Source organism: Paenibacillus oryzisoli (genome assembly GCF_001653565.1).
GTDB classification, from domain to species: Bacteria; Bacillota; Bacilli; order Paenibacillales; family NBRC-103111; genus Paenibacillus_E; species Paenibacillus_E oryzisoli.
In genome coordinates, this window is record NZ_LYPB01000046.1 from 42,358 (window position 1) to 60,633 (window position 18,276).

Sequence of the window (18,276 nt, forward strand, 5' to 3'; positions counted from 1 at the left end):
TTTATTTCTTGTATGGATCGGCTGCATCACGCAAACCGTCGCCTAGAAAGTTAAACGTTAATACGGTAACAATGACAAATCCGAGTGGAATTAGTTTCCATGGATACAGGGCAATATTCTCAATTTGCTGAGCCTCCTGAAGGAGTACGCCCCAACTAGTTGCAGGTGAACGAATGCCAAGCCCTAGAAAGCTCATCGCCGTCTCCCCCAGAATCATACCTGGGATGGCTAGTGTCGTCGCCACTACCAAGTAGGAGATAAATCCAGGCAAGAGATGCTTGATAATGATCTTCGCGTCGCTGACGCCGGCTATCTTGGCTGCAAGCACATACTCTTCATTTTTTAGCGAAATGAACTTCCCCCTCGCAACCCTGGCTAGATCCGTCCAACCGATGAAGGCGAAGATGATGACAATATACAGATACATGGTTACGACGGGAACGCGGGCTGGTATGGCAGCGGATAAGGCCATCCAGAGCGGCAGCGTTGGAAATGAGCGAATGATTTCAATAAACCGCTGAATCACCGAATCAATCCATCCGCCGAAATACCCGGATATCCCACCGATAAATAAACCAAGCACAAAGCTAATTCCCACACCGATGAGCGGGATACTCAGGGATATTTGACTGCCTAACGCAACGCGTGATAGTAAATCCCTACCCATGCCGTCCGTACCGAATAGGAAAATACGGCCAGGCTCATCTACGCCAAAAAGGTGCGTACTCGTTGGGATCAAGCCGAGAAACTTGTAACTTTCACCCTTGACGAAGAACCGCAGCGGATGACGAACATTCTCGTCCTGCACAAAAATTTTGCGTAAGGTAACAGGATCTCTGCCTGATTTCAGCTCGTTGACAAAAGGTCTGAAATGAAAGTTCCCTTCCGCATCCTTGAAGCTCAATTTCGTAGGCGGAGCATTGACATATTTGCTGTCGTAGCTTTCCAAACTATACGGAGCTATGAACTGAGCAAAGAGCGCTACAAGATAGAAAGCAGCTAATATGATTAAACTAACACGCGCTAATTTATGCTTTTTCAATCTGCGGTATATAAGTCGCCACTGTGAGCTGTAATAGACATCGTTATTTTTCGGACGTTTGAAGGTCGTTACGAGTTGTTTGCCCACTGTTGTAATTGGTTTCATAGTCACACACCTCTGAATGCAGTGCGAATTTTGGGATCGAGCCATGCCAGCAAAATATCCGAAATCAATGTACCTACAACCGTCAGCACGGCCATAAATAATAACCACGTTCCTGCCAAATACATATCTTGGGCTAATAGTGCGTTATACATAACGGGACCTTGAATCGGCAAATTCAGAACAATCGCCGTAATCGTTGAGCCTGTAAAAATGGACGTTAATGACCATCCAAGGGTACTTACAATGGGGTTAAGTGCAGCCCGCGTCGGGTATTTCAGTAAGATCTTCGTTTCTGATAAACCTTTGGACCGTGCCGTTACCACATTCGGCTTATTCAATTCGTCTAGCATTTGCCCTCTCATGACACGAATAAGCTCAGCTGTGTTCGCCAACCCTATTACGATAATCGGTATGATCATATGCTTCAACAAGTCGAGAACTTTCCCCATCGACCATGCCGCACTTGCGTAATCGCTCGAGAATAACCCTAGTAAAGGATCACCAAAATACACATAGGATAGATACATGAGAATGATCGCCATAAGAAAGTGAGGCGTAGCCATACCAAGAAAACCGAATGCCGAGAAAATATAATCACCAATGGAATACTGCTTTACTGCACAGTAGATTCCGATCGGTATGGCCACGGCGTAGGTAAACACCATTGTCGCCAGAGAGACGATTAAAGTTAATGCCATAAATTGATTGATTACACTCAATACAGGTTTGTTATAGCTAAACGAGTAACCGAAATTAAAATCGGTAAAAATGTTTTTCATCCAATCCAAATACTGAATAAACCAATGTTGATCGAGCTTTAAGGCTGCTCGCATTTCTGCAATATCTGCTTGTGTCATGACCTCGCCGGCCGCTGACATTTTCGCCGCATACGATGAAACGTAGTCACCCGGCGGTAACTGAATGATATAGAAGACAATGATGGATATGACAAAAACGACGGGTATGACCATAATAATTCTTCTTAATATATATTGGAGCATCTCAATCCTGTCCTCTCCGGTTAATTCGATAATCCGCTTGATAGGGATACTGGGGAAATTCATTAATTCAATCTCCCCAGTATCCTGTTAACAACGGCCTATTGTTTGATAAAGAATTGAGAAGGATGACCATGACCCAAGCTGCGGAATTCATCCGCATAAATGAGACTCTTAGGCACATTGCCGATCTTGTTAGAAGCCACAATCAGCTTAGGCGTTGGGCCTGCATAACCAATTAGCCATTGGTTCTTTTGATTAAGCTTAATGATTTCATTGCTCCACTTCGTGATATCCTCTTTGGTTGTTGAAGATTTCACTTTATTCCAATAATCCAGGATTAACGCGATATCGCCTTCCGGCTTAACGCCGTCTTTCCCATTGGAAGATGTGTACAAGCCATAATTTCCGAGCCATGGTGTAAGTACACGAAGCGGTACAAGTGTATCGGGTCTAAAAGCTACATTAACAAGCGAGATATTCTCTGTCGTTACTGGAATCTTGTTCGCGTATTTCAGATCATTATGCGTACCGGCATCCACAACTTTGATATCTACCTTGATACCGACTTTTTCATAATATTTTTTGACTAATTCCAAGAAAGTAGCTGTATTCGTTGTGTTCTCAATCACCGTAATCGTGAGATCAGACCCATCCGCGTTTAAACGGAAATTGTTTTTATCACGTTTCGTTAATCCAAGTTCATCCAGAAGCTGATTCGCACGCGCTTGATCAAATTTACTCCATTGGTCGGCCCAGCCTTTTTGGTAGCCTACTAGACCTTCTGGAACGGAAGCTTGCTGCGGAGCCCCTAAGCCGTTCGTTACAATTTCTGAAATTTCTTTGCGGTCAACCGCTACCGAGACTGCTTCTCTGAATTTAATGTCTTGGAAAAGTTTCCGCAGATTAGGATCGCCAATCGTTTGATTGAATTGAAGCCCGGCACTTGACCATGCTGCTTGGGTCCAAGGCGTGACAGTGAATGCTGCTTTCTTCTCATTCTCTTTCAATACCGTGAAATCTTTAAAATCAAAATCAAGCAAATTATAATCGCCGGCTAATGCGCCAAGAACGCGTTGTGCGGGATCTTGTACTTTGGTAGCCACGAGACGGTCCATGTAAGGCAGTTGATTGCCAGCGCTATCCACTTTCCAATAATACGGATTACGTTCCATAATGAATTGATCACTATTCGGATCGTTTTTAGCTACCCAAGGTCTTAAATTAGGAATCTGCGGATTAATCCAATCGTAATAGCCTGTTGCGACCAAGAACGATTTCACATCAGCGAAGCCCCATTGCTTCGCAATTTCTAGCGCTTTCGCCTCGCCTACGAACTCAGGCAGGATTGTTTTCTGGAAATGTGCTGGTGCGAAGAACCATTTGTTATCAATGGCTACACGCTCCAGAAACAGAACGCTAGGATATTTATGCGTAATTTTGAACGTATAATCATCTACTTTAGTTACTTGTGCGAGTGCTTTTTCACCAGAAACAGGATCGATGGAGTAGTAGGCATCATAAATCTTCTTGCCGAACGTTTCTTTCGTCAGCATATGCTCCCAATAGAACAGGACATCATCGGCTGTAAATGGCATACCGTCGGACCATTTCATCCCTTTTCTCAAATGAATCGTGAACTCGGTTGAATCTTTATTCACTTCGAAGCTCTTGGCAACGTTAGGCTCAACTGTACTTCCATCTTTATTAAAACGGAACAGCGACTCCTCGGTCGGTGCGCCAACCGTCCAGCGATCATTCGGGCCTGCCCAAGGCATTTTCCAGTCGCCACCGTATTTGCCGATCTCATCCGTTACCTTTTCGACCATAACATCTTCCTTAACTGGCAACCGATCTGTTACAGGCTTAAGGGTTCCTGCAGTCACAAGCTTAGCTAACATCGGGGCTTCTTTGAATCCGCTTATCTGTGTAGCCGCTGATGCAACTGGACCTGTTGTTTCTTTCACTGCTGAACTTGCTTGTGGTTCACTATCACTCTCACATGCCGCAAAAACAACTGCAAAAATCAACATCATCATACCCATAAACAAACTGCTTCTTCTCAAGCCAATCCCCTCCATAATTGTAAACTTGTTCTTCATTAATCCCTTTCTCCTAGCTGGAAATCGGACCCCTTCACCTCCAAGGCAGAATATCCTTAAACCGGTTTAATAAGAAATTAAAAAAAATGAACCGTATGTTGTTAAACCGTTTTAACAATAATGTAAGCGCTTTACTTAAACGTATGCCGGAATACGCAAACTCATGTTAGTTTCCTATTCGAGTTTATTAAACCGGTTTAATAACATTCTTTGAAAGCGCTTGCTTCTCCGCTTATTTGTATCTTACATCGGAATTCCATCCTTGGCAATCTTTTTTTGGAAGAATGTGGGGGTGCAATGAAGGTTTCCTTTCCATAGATCAGGAATCAGCTTGGGTCCTTCAAAGATAATCAGGTGCGTGATGATGTGGTATAATTGAGGGAGATTGGTCAGATTGGTTAGAGAGGAATTATTCCCATGCGCAAAGGTGAACAAACGAAACTCCGGATTATCGAGAAATCGGCTGTTCTATTTAATGATAAAGGGTATACAGGTACATCCATGCAAGATATTATGGACGCGACTGGCTTAACCAAAGGAGCAATTTATCGCAACTTCACCAGCAAAGACGATATTGCCATTGAAGCGTTCCAATACGCTGGGCAAGTTTTATGGCAGCATTTCGCAGCGGCAATCGAACGCGAGGATACTTCCCTTGGCAAAATTCTAGCCATGTGCCATGTGTACCGTGACACTGTCCATAACCCTCCGATGCAAGGTGGATGCCCGTTCTTAAATACAGCGGTCGAAAGCGACCACTCTTTCCCTGTTCTTCGTGATCATGCTACACTAGCCTACACGCACATGCTAGGATTCATTCAATCCTTACTTGCTGAAGGGGTAAGCAGCGGAGAATTTCAAGCGGAGATTGAATTAGAGTCCCTTGCTTCCTTTATATTTTCAACCATCGAAGGCGCTATTATGGCCAGTCGGCTTACGCGGGATAACCGCCATGTCGCTTATGCCACCCAACATATAGAACGGCTGCTTATGACCTATAAGGCTCAGTAGCGGCCGTTTTTCTCTTCCCTTTTCAGTTCACTCGTCTACCTGTAACCTTCGATGATGGCAGCATTCCTGCTTTCGCAGTTCCACTCATGAGGTCACCTTGTACCGTTACTTCGAACTTCAAATTCAGTCTCATGGGCTTCCTCACCTTCTGCGTCCATGTCAATTGGCGACCATCCCATTCGGGGTTAAGTAGTTCGTCAACCTCATCGCCTTGCGTTGCTGTCCCCCTTATGGATCCATCCTTCGAGGAAATGTTCAGCATAACGGACATTTTACCAATAGGCGTTGCAATCATCATTTGCCAGGTGCCTTCTATCATGAAATTTCCAACGGGAGTCTCGGCAGCTAAAGGGATTAGCAGATCTTCATCAGATGCATCCGAACTCGCTGCAAAGTCAATCGGCACGATACCTTGTGCACGCCACACCGTTCCCCTCCGTTCATACTCAAATAATTTCTCCACAGCAGATGCGATTTGGGGCCCTAGTTCACGCTCTACCAAGTACAGGGCTACATCAAGTCCTGATGTCACACCTCCCCCACTTACCAACCGATGCCCATCCTCAACGACCCTGGCTTCAATCGGAATTGCACCCGTTGCTCCTAAGGCAGACATCCCCAAATGATTCGTGACTGCATATCGCCCCTCCAACAACCCCCCCATGGCAAGCACCAATGAACCGCCGCACACCGTTGCAACTGTGACAAGCTCATTCTCCAAAGCTCGTTTCATAAGCGTTGTTAAATCCGATTCCATAGCTAACCTTAGAATGTTAGGAACAGCATCTTCGGAATCGCCCGCTGGCTTGCCTGAACCTCCCGGAACAAGAATAATACCTGATCGACTCGGGTCTAGAGCAGCTTGAGCTTCGATCGCAGGTCCTCCCATGCCGCTCGGTACCGAGCGTTTCCCCTCTGCTGACACTAATTCCACCGTCATGGCTCCACCTGCATACATCGCCGCTGCGGCGAATACTTCGTATGGCGCTAAAGCGTCCATGAGATCGAATCCATCGAATAATACCACTTGAACATGCATAAGCGTACCTCCTTCAGATCATCGTGCTAGGTTTTCTAAAAACAGTGCGAATAACGATCTCAGCAGCTACCATGAGACAGACGATTGATCCATACACCGCTATGGTGTAGCTAGTCGTATAAGCAAGACCCACACCATCATGGAGTAGTGCAGTTATGGCATGAATCGTGAGATTCGTAAATACGAAAGCATAACTCCTCGTCATCCACTTACGATGCGAATTGACTTGTTTCTTCTTAATCTTAACGATGGCGACGATCGTCATTACCAGCCACACAATATTCATCAAGTTAAACCCCATGCTGCTGGCCTTCCCACCTGTCGCATAAGGCGCCATATAGCCGGAAGTGACGTCAACAATGAGCACAGAAATCAGATAGAAATAACCGTTCATTCGATGAAATTTGCGATGCTTTTGTAACATAGTCTTAGAGAAATTTACTGCTCCCGCAATCATAGCTGTACATGCGAAAAGGATATGCACATTCATCACCTTTAGCCATACTGTCGTGTTCAACGCTCGTTTCAGCGCAGTTTTATGGCTTAGAAAGACGGTTGCCTCCGGATCATGAACAAAGTTGGCGTACAAAACGTACACAATAAATAGCGCTGTAATGAATGACATGAATACATAAGCTTTTTTACTCGTGGACATACTTTCATCCTTTCCTAAGAAGAAGCCGATTGACAATATTGAAGACCTTCGAGCATGGGGATGCATATCGATCTCGCCGCTCTGTTTCAAGAATTCGAATGAAATGGAAAATGTACAGTTAGCATAATTTCTCTTCATTTTCAATTCAACTTTAGAAAATCCATTTATTCAAATGCCCACACCACCACCACTCCTCCGTATCGCAATTATCCATCCTCCGACCTATATAAAACCGAACCGTTCGGTCTCTTTTTTTATTATATTATAAAATGCAGCTGTTTACCTATACAATTGTTACAAAAATAGGAAGTCCTCTATAACGTGTGCACACAAAAAGAGACCTCCTAATAGAAGGCCGCTTTGGCTAATGTGAGGGAATCCAACCTATGATTTGCAAGACTGTTAAAACCACTTCAATAACGATTAGAATCACAACGATCCATTCCACGAACAGACCTCTAATGGAGTGACTAATGTTCGAAAAACCTTCCAAGATGTGATACAAAATGTCCGTTTTGCTTTTAAGAATTGTGTACCGATCGTTTAACTCGAAAAATTCTATCATCTCATCGTAAAAGTGACCAGCTGAGCTGTTTGACCAAGTCAAATCGGGTTTATCCAGTATCATAATATACGCCAAGGTGTTGTATTCATGACGAACGATTTGCGCTGTCGTTCTTGCCAATTCTTTGTTGCCTACGCGAAGCTTCCCTTTTTCAAGTCTATCAATCATCGTTTCGAGACTATCATGAATTTTCCCAAGCTGTTCCTCAATCTTTTCGAGCGCAACCGATTTGGCAAGAACAGTAGAGATTAATTCAGGGTAATAGGATTCAAACTCAGCCACTACTACATACTTGTCAGTTAATTCCATGTTATCGATTTGCTCGATATGTAGCCGGTAATTTTCTGTGTATTTCTCTGAATTGTGAAGATCGATCTCAGGTTCGAATGTCTGAAGAAACTTCAGGAAATTCGTTATTTCTCCCTTATTCACATGGTTAACAAAGACAACGCTTCCGAAAGAAAACACAAGCACTTGTTGTATACCAATGATCTCTTTATGGAGAATCTTAGAAAGAATTTCACCTTTTAACATTAAAGGCTGTTCCCACGTATATTTCTTGGGACTCCCACAATAGGTAGCGATTTTGTTTAAATCGATCTCATTCGTTATGGCCAAAGCTTTAAATGTGATATCCTGCATGTCCACCACTCATCTGCCTCAAAGCGTTTTACTTCTATTTTGGACAGAAAAAGTGTTCTTCAATCCTTACTCGTTGCTACTTCTGCTTGTCAATGGATTGCGGCTTGAATGCCAGCCCATTCGTCTGTAAAGCCGCTCGAAGTTTAGGTAACGAACCTGGCCCCATTCCGTGATAGGCTAAAATGTCCGCTTCGCTGTACTGGGACAGCTGCTGCACAGTCGTAATGCCATTGTTCTCTAATGCTCGTCTAGCCGGTGCTGAAAGCGTTGAAAGAAACCCCGATTCAGGCTCCAGCTCTTGTTCGCACGTCGGACAAGTCGGACAGTCGGTACTTTTATAGTATTTGTGACCTTTGTTACAAATTCTTAACGTTTTCTTCGAGGTAGCCAATCGTCAATCTCCTCCCCATGTCAAACCATAATGGATACAGACATTCTGTCTTTTTCACCTATTTTACCATAAACAAACCGCCTTCAACCTCATGACCTATGGGCATCTATGCTAATTTCTCTTGTAGTAAAAGTGAGAAAAGTATACACTTTTCTATGGATATAGTTTTCCATAAAGATAGACAAATTGAATGACTATGGGGAGGCAACGTAACGATGACACATACCGCTGAAATTAAAAGAGTACAAACCCTGCTTCGCCATGCGCAGCAACAAACTGGTGCTAGCAACCAAGCCGATGAACGAATTAAGAGTTTGAGCAGCAGACTTGAAGTGCTACAACAACTTGCTGGTGTGCCAGGAGATTCGAGTGAAACGGTAAGTGACAGTGTTGCGGCAGATGTAAGTGAAGAAGCAAGTGAAGAGAATGAAGTATCTGAGGCTGTAAATGAAGAAGTAGTTGAAGAAACGAACAATGAAGCGAATGATGAAGTCGCGGCGTCGGAAGAACAACCTGCTCCAGATCCACAAAATGAGTAGCTATCGTTATGACTGCCAAAGTATGTGCTAAATTTCTAATAGGCTGACCTGTGGTAGATTCCTCTACTTCAAGTCAGCCTACTTTATTGAGCGCCATGGATTCCTTAGCTGATTAATTTTAATTTTGCCCTTTTGATAATCAGTTTCTGGTACAACACGATGTATCTATCTAACAACTGGCTAACGGATACGACTTTCTCATGTGTCAAGCTACCATTGATTACCGCTTGATTGATCATTTCGAATCGCAAGCATTCAATTTTTTGCTGAAGTTTTGATTCCATCGTATCCATCTCCATTCAAATTATATCAATTAGGTATACATCCTATATATGTATAATAAATGAAGACTATTAGATTAATATTAGTAATTGTTTGTGAGAGTGTTAGTTTTTTACAGTGAACAATCAGCACTCCTTATGGGACATAGAGAAGAGTTAGCTCCAACTAAACGCGATCTCATAAGATCCTCCCGCTGCACCTGCAGGATCGAACATAAGCTGAATTGATCTTTCTTCTCTACTCAGAATTTGTATTCGTTCCGACTGGCGAAGTACACCGCTATCTGGCAATTCGATTACCATCTCAATCGTCTGCATTTGTTCATGGGTTGGATCAGCTACGGCCAGACTCCATCCGGTGTCGGTCATCTCCAGAACAATAGATGCCCTTCCGCTGCAGGAAATCAATCCACTCTTATGCCAAGCATTCGTCCAAAAATGTGCCGCAAAGAGACCCTGCTCTTCGTCCTCCACCGCATGACAGTGATCGTCTTGCGCCACGATACGGATCGGAGCACGTTCCGCAAACCTGACTGTTTGCCGCACCGTTTGATTAGGCAGGATCACATAAGCATAGTCACCCCCGCAATCCATCGTTGCTTCTCCATGATCAAACCACAGTGTCAAGAAGCTGCGGTTAATCGTTTCAGTCGAGCCTGTTAGATTGAGATCTCTCCAACTACCCTGCCGCATTTCTCGCAAAGCTTGTACGGCACTCGCCTTAGGGAACACATAACCAACATTAGACTCCGGAACACTACCCGTCAGATGAATCCAACGAGGGTGAATCGTTTCTACTTGCCCTAGGGAGACGCATATTGGGCTTCCATCTGCGAGAATAATAGGGTACCCCTGATCGCCAAGCTTGCGATTTTCTATAATGGTTTCAACACTTGATGGACTAAGGTTCGTGATATTCGAACCTAATGCAACTACGCGGTCACCTAACAAGAACCAACTTTTCAGCCCTGTCAGTACGTCATCTTCCTCATCCACCCTATCCGCTAATTCCATAGCGATAGCCCCATATTTATTGTGAAGCACGGCACCGCCTACAGAAGATCGTGTGCTTAGTCGACCTTTTCCTGCTCCATTCTCCCGTAACTTATCTGTCACCGTGGTACCAGGAAGCCGATAGGGATTGACTGTCGGCCAGTAAGCATCGGCATATTGACCCAAATCTCCATTGTACAGATAGGTCATCCCCTGCGCAGTATACCACCCCTTCAAGTTCTCCCCATTGATCGATTCATACGTGTACATACGGTTTGAGAACATGCTGACGGCAAAAACAAATCCGGGTCCCCGGAGCACAGCGCGGTCCATGTTAGCAAACATTTTGCAGAAAGCTTCTTCCGGGGCAGGCTGTATGTGATTATTCTCGAGCAGGAGTCGGGCTAACTTGGTTGTATCCGGCGGCGCGGTATAAAGGTAAGATTTATACGTATCAGTCAGAATCCAATGCTTTACCTCGGATAATAGCCATACCGCATCTGAGATATCCAACACATGAGAGAGTCGTAAACAGGAGGTGATCACGCTATGCCCGTTTTCATGATTCTGCGTATCTCGTCTAGATATTTCCCTACCGCTTGTCATATCAAACAGCATCCCTCTAAACATGAGCGGTACAAAAGAATGCTTAATCCATTGATACGTTAAAGAGACTGCTTCCTTCGGCAGTTCCCACTGTGTGCCATGAAGCCAGACCATAAGGCGGGCAGTATCGTGCAGCAGCCCTTTGCCATATCCACCCGTATAGGCATATTTATTATGCTGAATAAAGGATCCGTCTTCATAGAAGCCATCCCCTGTCTCGGTATAACAAAATACTGGCAGCAATGCGCTTCGCGCTGTATGCAGCTTATGCTCATCTCGCTGAATGGCCGCGCTCAGTGCAACGGCCGTTACTTTCCAAACGAGGTTCGCACCCGTCGATGGTGGGGGATCAGGTCTAAACCACTGCGCATGGAACGCCGGGTCACCTACGTATTTATCTACTGGGCGAAGCAGTTTTTCGATAAGCGTCGTCGTCGTACTCAGCATGTTCAATCCCTCGAGTGCGATGATCGTTTCAAGCAAGGCAATCGGTACACCGATCTCCCAGTACCACCAGTTTCCATACGGCTCGCACACTTCGTTATATCTATGTTCATATATCCATTCCAATCCGAGCACGAGTTGACTCAGCAACTTACTGTCTGTGTAAGAGGGAGAAGTAGGTGTACTCACGACAATCGCCATTTCACGAAGTCGAGCCATGATGATATTCAAATCTGAGGCGTCGTCTTTGTAAGGAACATCCTGCCACAGCAATTCCCTATTGTGCAGCATCGTCCTCTGATACTCCCCAACCTGTTGTACAGCTTCAGGACGGATTGTGTCACCAGCTATATACTTCCGCCACATTTTCGTTAGTTGGCGCATTCAGAATCCCCTCCTTGCGTAATGAAATACATCTATCCATTCAGATTACTCCACTATAGTACGGCATGCAGGTCATTACGATGATCTATTCTTGCATAAAGTAGGACTTAAATTCGTCAAAAAGGAAACCAGAAACACACCTAAGCGTCTTTGTTTTCCTTTTTTATTGAACCAATCTTCTAGGTGTTTACCGCCTTTTTTCATCTCAGAAATGTGGATTTTTTCCAAAACTTGCACAACCGCAAAGGACGCCCCGCGAATACCTTTTACTTATCCTTCCTATAATACAACGGGGCATGTCCCGTCACTAATTTGAACACGCGCCCGAAATGCGTAACGCTGCCGAAGCCAACTTTCTTAGCAATGAGACTAACTTTCATTGAGGATTGCTCTAATAGTTTCTTGGCTTCCTTAATCCTTACACTATTCAAATACTCCACGAACGTAAACCCCGTCGCTTCTTTAAAGAACCGGCTTAAATAATAAGGACTTACATAAAATTTCTCCGCCAGCAGATGCAGCGGCAGATCCTGCATATAATGGGTGTTCATATAACGAACAACCTCCAAGATCCTCTCATGCATAGGACTAGGGGGCTCCTGCAGCTCCAGCGCATTGTGTTTGGCATGTCGACAGCAAATAATTAGCAGTTGCAGCACCAACGTCTGAGCAAACATCTCGAAGCCAGGCTTCTTCTCCTGCATCTCCTGCATGATGCTTTGCGCTAGCGATTCGATTGCGAGCTTATCTTGCAGCGGACATTTAATAATCAAGTAGGCTTGCTCGAAAAGGGGCTGAAAAATGTCACGATAAGCATCATTAACTGAGGCCATATAGCTTTCATGAATATTCACGATGAGCCGCTCATGCTTGGGCATTTCGGTATTCGTCGTCCGATGCAGGATATTCGGAGAGATGATGACGATATCCCCCTCGTCGATAATCATTGTCCTATCTTTTATAAAAAAAGTCCGTTTGCCGGACATCAAATAGAAAATTTCAAATGTGCTATGAAAATGGTTGACTGGCATATTGTGACTTAACGCCTTCCGATAAGACATTGAGAAGGAACCTTCCTGGTTATTGAATTGAAAATCATCCATCCACTGCTCCGCCTCCCATCTCATTTGCCATTTATTATACGCCTCTGCCGCGATACCGCAAGATATAAGAAGAAAATAGATATTCTCGCAATAAATGTACATATTCCTCTGATAAAATAAGCTTAAGTACATGAAGGAGGACTGAACCCAAATGCAAGCTTCTGAACGTAATATCCAAGACAGCACCACGACAACCAATCATGTAAAATCCCCTATTCAGTGGGCGGAGGCTGCGTGTGAGGCGCTGATGGCCAAATTTGAACCAGAACAGCTTCCACCCGATCGTTTCCACTATCATCAAGGTGTCTTTCTTTCCGGTATGGAAAAGTGCTGGCGGGAGACAAACGACGATAAATACTATTCGTATATCAAGCGTTGGGTTGATAGCCAAATTCTCCCTGACGGCAGTATTAAGAAATATAATCCAGAAGAATTAGATGATATTCAGCCAGGCGTTCTGCTATTTAATCTCTATGAGCAAACTGGCGATGAACGATATAAGAAAGCCCTGCATACATTGGTTCCCCTTTTAAAATCATGGAAAACGAACCCATCTGGTGGTTTCTGGCATAAGGAACGTTACCCGAATCAAATGTGGCTGGATGGCTTATATATGGCTGGACCGATTGCTGCGCAGTTCGGTAAAACCTTTGGTGAAACCGACTATTTCGACATGATGACCTATCAAGCGATCCTCATGGAAAAGCATACCAAGGACCCTAACACTGGCCTGCTGTATCATGGATGGGATGAAACTAAAGCAGCTGCTTGGGCTGATCCTGCAACAGGTTTGGCACCGGAATTCTGGGGCCGCGCGATCGGTTGGTACCCAGTGGCATTGCTGGAAATGTTCGAATACCTTCCTGCGGACCACAAAGATAAAGCGGAGTTAACGAGCATCCTTCAAGACCTGCTCCTCGCCCTGCTACCATATCAAGATGCCGCCACAGGTTTATGGTATCAGGTTGTCGATAAAGGCGACCTGGCGGACAATTGGCTGGAAAATTCCTGCACGGCACTGTATGTACACGCCATTGCCAAAGCCGTGCGTTTCGGCTATTTGGATCCTAAATATTTGACCTATGCGTGGAAAGGATACCAAGGGGTCATTGATACCCTGAAGTTCGATGAGAATGGTCATGTCATCATTGGCCAGATCTGTATTGGTACAGGGATTGGCGACTACGCCCACTACATCGCCCGTCCTACGAGCGAGAACGATTTGCACGGCGCTGGCGCATTTATTCTTATGTGTGTAGAAATGAGTCTAGCTCCCCAAGCGTGACAGATCAAAAACCAGTTAGCATTCCAATGGGAATGTGAACTGGTTTTTTTGTTACAACTGCCACTTCACCCAATACCGTCTTGCTTTCCCCGCCGCTCCCAACAAAATAAATGGATTTCATGTAGCTAATTTTGTTGATTTGCTACTTTTACGGGCAATAGATGGATATCCTACAGTTAATTTCGGCGATAATCCACTAAACGGACAAACTCGCCCAGATTAGCTGTACTTTTTCCATCTAATCGCAAAATCACAGGTGATATAAGGAAATTAGCTGTACTTTTTCCATCTAAATGAAAGCTAGCTACTCAACTGGGCACTACTTCTACTTCTACTTCTACTTCTACTTCTACTTCTACTTCTACTTCTACTTCTACTTCTACTTCTACTTCTACTACTACTACTGCTAATTCAACTACTACTGCCACTTCAACCAATACCGTATACTCCTACTCCTCCCCCTACACGTGTACATCCCGCTTACCAAAAGCGGCATACGTGACCACGGTCAGACCGACGATGACAACTGCCGAAATGATCACATATACAGCCTCAAACCCACCGCCATACATGATATTCTTCGCCTCATAAAATTTAAACGGGGTTACATATTTCAAGAATGCCAGCTTACTATTGAAGTCAATGGCAATGGATAAGATGAATGTAATGAGCATGAAGCCCGTTGCTAGTGAAGCTGCTTGTTTGGCATTTCGATGCACGGCCGCAATGGATGTGCCAATGACCAGAAAGAGCAGCTGCACAATCAACATACCCAGCATGACGATGGAGATATCTCCACCAACGGCCTCGCCTTTGCTATATGCCCCAACAATCAACATACTAGACAGCCAGGACACGAGGTTAAAAATAAGGATGTTCACTACAGCACTTAGCAGCTTCCACGTGATGATGCCGTGCCTCGACAAAGGTTTCACAAATAGAAACTCTGCTGTCTTATCCCGCTCTTCTTTCGCAATAATATTCGCCCCAAGCATCGCCGCATGAATCGTTGCCATTAACAAGAAATATAGCACTAGAATGCCGAAGTAGCCGCTAGCCTTCGATAAATCTAACGCGCCACCACCCATGATCACTTGGAGGGACTTCGGCATTTCTGCCATCAGATCATTAATCTGTCCGTTCGCCGCCGTTGCTTGATATTTGTTCATACCACTTGCGACTAGAAAAATGAGTCCAAGACTCCAGAAAATCATTGATTTCCGATACGTTTTCAGTTCTCTCCAGAAAATATTCACTGGTCATTCCCTCCTCTCACCTGCGTTTAGACGGCATGAACGTCTTTTTTCGTGTAAATGAAGTAGCTTGCCGTAATCGAAACAACGATAATCGCGATAGCTGCAATAACATAGGGCGTTTCATAACTCGCATGTGCAAGCATGTAATTCCCACTAAAGTATTTGAAAGGCGAGAAATACCGCTTAGCTCCCTCCCCATCTACGGCAACGATCATGCCGATTACGAAAAAGGCAAACACCGTACCCAGACTGACGGATAAGACAGCTTTTATTTTTGAAAACACGACCGAAACCATGAAGCCAATCGCTAAAAACATTAACTGGATAAATAGTAATGTAAATGAAATCAGGAGAAAGATGTTCCTATCAAAATCAACTGTTTTTACTTGAAGCGCCATCAAATAAGCTGCCCCGATATACATGAGGCACGTGATCACTAAGGAAGCAGTTGCCGCTAATAGCTTGGAAGTCACTATTTTCGACCGTGTTACAGGCTTCGTAAGCAGAAAATCCGCTGTTTTCTCACGAACCTCTTTGGATAGGATAGACGCTCCCAACACCATAGCCTGAATAGCTCCGCACAGCGTAATGTACATGAAGATGTACATGTAGAATCCGAGTAGCGTACCGAACGTTTCGATTTGGATACCCAGCGCTTTCCTAACCCCCTCTGGATAGCCTTCTAAGACGGAAGAGAACTGCGCAAAATCTTTGGAAACCGAAGGAAAAAGGGATAAGAATAAGACGATGACAGCAATCAAGGAGCACGTCCACGTGATCGTGGATTTTCGATACGCTCGCAATTCATGCAGGAAAATATTCATGCCTTTTAAGCCTCCTTCTCGTAGTAATGCATAAAGATCTCCTCTAAATCCGGCTCTTCGATCCATAGATTCGCGATGTCGATTTGGGCTATTTTTCTCATGACTTGATTAATATTCCCTTTGAATAAGAAACTCGTCGTCTGGCCTTGAACTTCAATGTTGTTGACCCCTGGCATCCTGAAGAATTGTGGGTCGAGTACTTGCGCAGTGTCAATTTTAAATCGCTTATAATTGTTTTCTTGTAACGTGCTAATCTTCTCAACGGTTACGATTCTACCTTCTTTAATGATCGCAACACGATCACATAATCGCTGTACTTCGCTCAAAATATGAGAGGAAAACAGTATCGTAGCTCCCTTTTTATTCTGCTGTTCGAGCAATTCGAAAAACTTCTGTTGCATGAGCGGATCCAGCCCACTCGTCGGTTCATCCAGAATAATGAGCTTAGGATCGTGAAGCAGCCCTTGAACGATGCCCACTTTCTTCTTGTTCCCAAGGGATAGATCGTCAATTTTCTTCGTAAGGTCCAGATTCATGATTTCGGCAAGTTCTTTAATTCTTTGGGTGCAATCCCTCTTGTAAAAGCTCGCTGAATACTTAAGCAGGTCAATTACTTTCATGTTGTCATAATAAAAAACTTCCGATGGCAAGTAGCCGATTTCCTTCTTAATTTCGGGCGCAAACTGAATGCAGTCTTTACCGAAAATTTTGGCACTGCCGCTAGTTGGAAAAATCAGAGACAACAGCGTTCGAATCGTGGTTGATTTCCCAGCACCATTCGGTCCAATAAAACCGAAGATCTCCCCTTCTTCGATTGTAAAGCTAACATCGGTGATGCCTCTTGCATTCCCATAGGTTTTGGTCAAATTGGTAATTTCAATTGCATGCATGGCAAGGCCTCCTCAAATTTGTAAGGGTACAAGCAAACAAAAAGAAGCCCTAAGCATAGAGAATCTCTACGCCCGGGCTTCTTTACATAAGAAGGCGAGTGTGCGGTTCTCTCTCAATGCACTACGAGGTTAGCTGTCGGATTCGGACTTGAGAGCGTCCTACCTAATGCTTGCGAGCATCAGGATTCACCCCATGAAGCCATGTGTTGCTTGTTCCGGCTTCGGTTGGTTCCCCCGTTTCCCAGTTGGGAATTAAGTGGTTTAATTTTACAAAAAATCAACTTGTCGTAATGAATCTTACGCCGATCTAACCCGATTGTAAAACCTAGATTCACCTTTAATTTATGCAGATTTGACTTTGGCAGTCAATGAAAGCGCATACAATCAGTGAAGACGTTGATTATCCTATACTTTGCTAAGGCTAAGACGTTCATGCCCATTTCCACCATAGGAAACGACGAAATCCATCCGGTATACTTACACTTCCACTTCGCGGAGAAGGACTCATTCCCCATTTCCACCACTAGCACAAACCTCTCGTCACTTCCTGAGGAGGGGAGGCCTTTTCCCAACTTCAAAAGGATCACACTATAGTCACAAGGGCACGCTAAAAAGTGTAAAACCTTCAATTGCTTGAAGGTTTTTAAGTATTTCTACGTGCTCCACGGCTGCTGATATGTTGTTGGGTTACGTTCGATAATACGACAATACCCAGCAGACACCATTTCGATCCGTAACGATGGCAAGCAGTCCGTTGAACGGCGCTTCATACATGTCCACGTTAATTGAACCACCAGCGGCAAGCTCACTGTAGATGCTTCGGTACGCTTCTTCTTTCTCGATAGTTACGAACACTCTCACGTAATCGCCCTTCAAAGTTGGCTTTGCCGCTAACGTGTCAGCAAACTTAAGGATGGCCCCTTCGACATGTATGTCCGCGTTCAGCACTACTTCCCCTTGCTTGCGCAATATCGTGATCTCGCCACCAAAAATACGTTGGTAATACTCGATCTCATCCTTGCAGTTTTCTACCACGATAAAAGGAATAGCTTTCATCATATGCATCCTCCTCACAATTGGTTGCTCAATTTAGAATGTTGCTGTGTTGCTGTGCTTCTGCT

At 44.4% G+C, this 18,276-nt stretch carries 18 protein-coding genes and 1 riboswitch; of the genes, 3 read left to right on the plus strand and 15 right to left on the minus strand.

Annotation, left to right across the window (positions count from 1 at the left end; genetic code table 11):
* Position 1: 1 nt before the first annotated feature.
* From A8708_RS03880 to A8708_RS03890, 3 genes are read right to left on the minus strand one after another with little or no spacing between them, the layout of a single operon-like run.
* Complete coding sequence (locus A8708_RS03880; RefSeq protein WP_082927254.1) at positions 2–1,147, minus strand: ABC transporter permease; 1,146 nt, start codon at positions 1,145–1,147, stop codon at positions 2–4.
* A 2-nt stretch (positions 1,148–1,149) separates the two neighbouring features.
* A complete protein-coding gene (locus A8708_RS03885) occupies positions 1,150–2,211 on the minus strand; it encodes an ABC transporter permease (protein WP_239696523.1) in 1,062 nt (353 codons plus the stop codon).
* A 35-nt stretch (positions 2,212–2,246) separates the two neighbouring features.
* Positions 2,247–4,247, minus strand: coding sequence for an ABC transporter substrate-binding protein (locus tag A8708_RS03890; RefSeq protein WP_239696525.1), 2,001 nt, complete (start codon positions 4,245–4,247; stop codon positions 2,247–2,249).
* A 417-nt stretch (positions 4,248–4,664) separates the two neighbouring features.
* Between A8708_RS03890 and A8708_RS03895 the strand changes: the two genes are divergently transcribed.
* Positions 4,665–5,258 (plus strand): TetR/AcrR family transcriptional regulator, encoded by a 594-nt coding sequence (locus A8708_RS03895; protein WP_068662202.1) that lies wholly within the window; start codon positions 4,665–4,667, stop codon positions 5,256–5,258.
* A 22-nt stretch (positions 5,259–5,280) separates the two neighbouring features.
* Here A8708_RS03895 and A8708_RS03900 read toward each other — a convergent pair whose 3' ends face one another.
* The 4 genes from A8708_RS03900 to A8708_RS03915 form a co-directional block, all read right to left on the minus strand.
* The gene (locus A8708_RS03900; RefSeq protein WP_068662203.1) at positions 5,281–6,297 is read right to left on the minus strand and encodes a DJ-1/PfpI family protein; all 1,017 of its coding nucleotides are present in this window, start codon (positions 6,295–6,297) and stop codon (positions 5,281–5,283) included.
* Positions 6,298–6,310: 13 nt separating this feature from the next.
* Positions 6,311–6,952 carry a DUF2306 domain-containing protein gene (locus tag A8708_RS03905; protein WP_068662268.1) on the minus strand — a complete coding sequence of 214 codons (642 nt, stop codon included), beginning with the start codon at positions 6,950–6,952 and terminating at the stop codon, positions 6,311–6,313.
* Between the two features lie 364 nt (positions 6,953–7,316).
* A complete protein-coding gene (locus A8708_RS03910; RefSeq protein WP_068662204.1) occupies positions 7,317–8,159 on the minus strand; it encodes an RMD1 family protein in 843 nt (280 codons plus the stop codon).
* 76 nt (positions 8,160–8,235) lie between these two features.
* Positions 8,236–8,550 carry an RNA polymerase alpha subunit C-terminal domain-containing protein gene (locus A8708_RS03915; protein WP_068662205.1) on the minus strand — a complete coding sequence of 105 codons (315 nt, stop codon included), beginning with the start codon at positions 8,548–8,550 and terminating at the stop codon, positions 8,236–8,238.
* Between the two features lie 215 nt (positions 8,551–8,765).
* On the opposite strand from A8708_RS03915, the gene A8708_RS03920 reads away from it, so the two are divergent.
* Positions 8,766–9,089, plus strand: a complete 324-nt coding sequence (locus A8708_RS03920) for a hypothetical protein (protein WP_068662206.1) — start codon at positions 8,766–8,768, stop codon at positions 9,087–9,089.
* A gap of 104 nt (positions 9,090–9,193) precedes the next feature.
* Here A8708_RS03920 and A8708_RS03925 read toward each other — a convergent pair whose 3' ends face one another.
* The 3 genes from A8708_RS03925 to A8708_RS03935 all read right to left on the minus strand — a co-directional run bounded on the left by A8708_RS03925 (position 9,194) and on the right by A8708_RS03935 (position 12,900).
* Positions 9,194–9,373, minus strand: a complete 180-nt coding sequence (locus tag A8708_RS03925) for an aspartyl-phosphate phosphatase Spo0E family protein (protein WP_068662207.1) — start codon at positions 9,371–9,373, stop codon at positions 9,194–9,196.
* A 153-nt stretch (positions 9,374–9,526) separates the two neighbouring features.
* Positions 9,527–11,797 (minus strand): polysaccharide lyase 8 family protein, encoded by a 2,271-nt coding sequence (locus tag A8708_RS03930; protein ID WP_068662208.1) that lies wholly within the window; start codon positions 11,795–11,797, stop codon positions 9,527–9,529.
* A 266-nt stretch (positions 11,798–12,063) separates the two neighbouring features.
* On the minus strand, positions 12,064–12,900 hold the full coding sequence (locus A8708_RS03935; RefSeq protein ID WP_068662209.1) for an AraC family transcriptional regulator: 837 nt from the start codon (positions 12,898–12,900) through the stop codon (positions 12,064–12,066).
* A 151-nt stretch (positions 12,901–13,051) separates the two neighbouring features.
* Here A8708_RS03935 and A8708_RS03940 point away from each other — a divergent pair, with 151 nt between their 5' ends.
* Positions 13,052–14,185 carry a glycoside hydrolase family 88/105 protein gene (locus tag A8708_RS03940; protein ID WP_068662210.1) on the plus strand — a complete coding sequence of 378 codons (1,134 nt, stop codon included), beginning with the start codon at positions 13,052–13,054 and terminating at the stop codon, positions 14,183–14,185.
* Positions 14,186–14,493: 308 nt separating this feature from the next.
* Here the strand turns inward: A8708_RS03940 and A8708_RS36730 are convergent, their stop codons facing one another.
* The 5 genes from A8708_RS36730 to A8708_RS03960 form a co-directional block, all read right to left on the minus strand.
* Positions 14,494–14,622: a hypothetical protein gene (locus tag A8708_RS36730; RefSeq protein ID WP_275667864.1), complete on the minus strand. Its 129-nt coding sequence runs from the start codon at positions 14,620–14,622 to the stop codon at positions 14,494–14,496.
* A 24-nt stretch (positions 14,623–14,646) separates the two neighbouring features.
* Positions 14,647–15,441, minus strand: coding sequence for an ABC transporter permease subunit (locus A8708_RS03945; RefSeq protein WP_068662211.1), 795 nt, complete (start codon positions 15,439–15,441; stop codon positions 14,647–14,649).
* Positions 15,442–15,467: 26 nt separating this feature from the next.
* Positions 15,468–16,265 carry an ABC transporter permease subunit gene (locus A8708_RS03950; RefSeq protein ID WP_068662212.1) on the minus strand — a complete coding sequence of 266 codons (798 nt, stop codon included), beginning with the start codon at positions 16,263–16,265 and terminating at the stop codon, positions 15,468–15,470.
* Between the two features lie 5 nt (positions 16,266–16,270).
* Complete coding sequence (locus A8708_RS03955; RefSeq protein ID WP_068662213.1) at positions 16,271–17,155, minus strand: ABC transporter ATP-binding protein; 885 nt, start codon at positions 17,153–17,155, stop codon at positions 16,271–16,273.
* A gap of 103 nt (positions 17,156–17,258) precedes the next feature.
* Positions 17,259–17,424: riboswitch (cyclic di-AMP (ydaO/yuaA leader) on the minus strand.
* Positions 17,425–17,842: 418 nt separating this feature from the next.
* Entirely contained in the window at positions 17,843–18,211 is a 369-nt protein-coding gene (locus A8708_RS03960) for a VOC family protein (RefSeq protein WP_068662269.1), read from the minus strand.
* Positions 18,212–18,276: the final 65 nt, after the last annotated feature.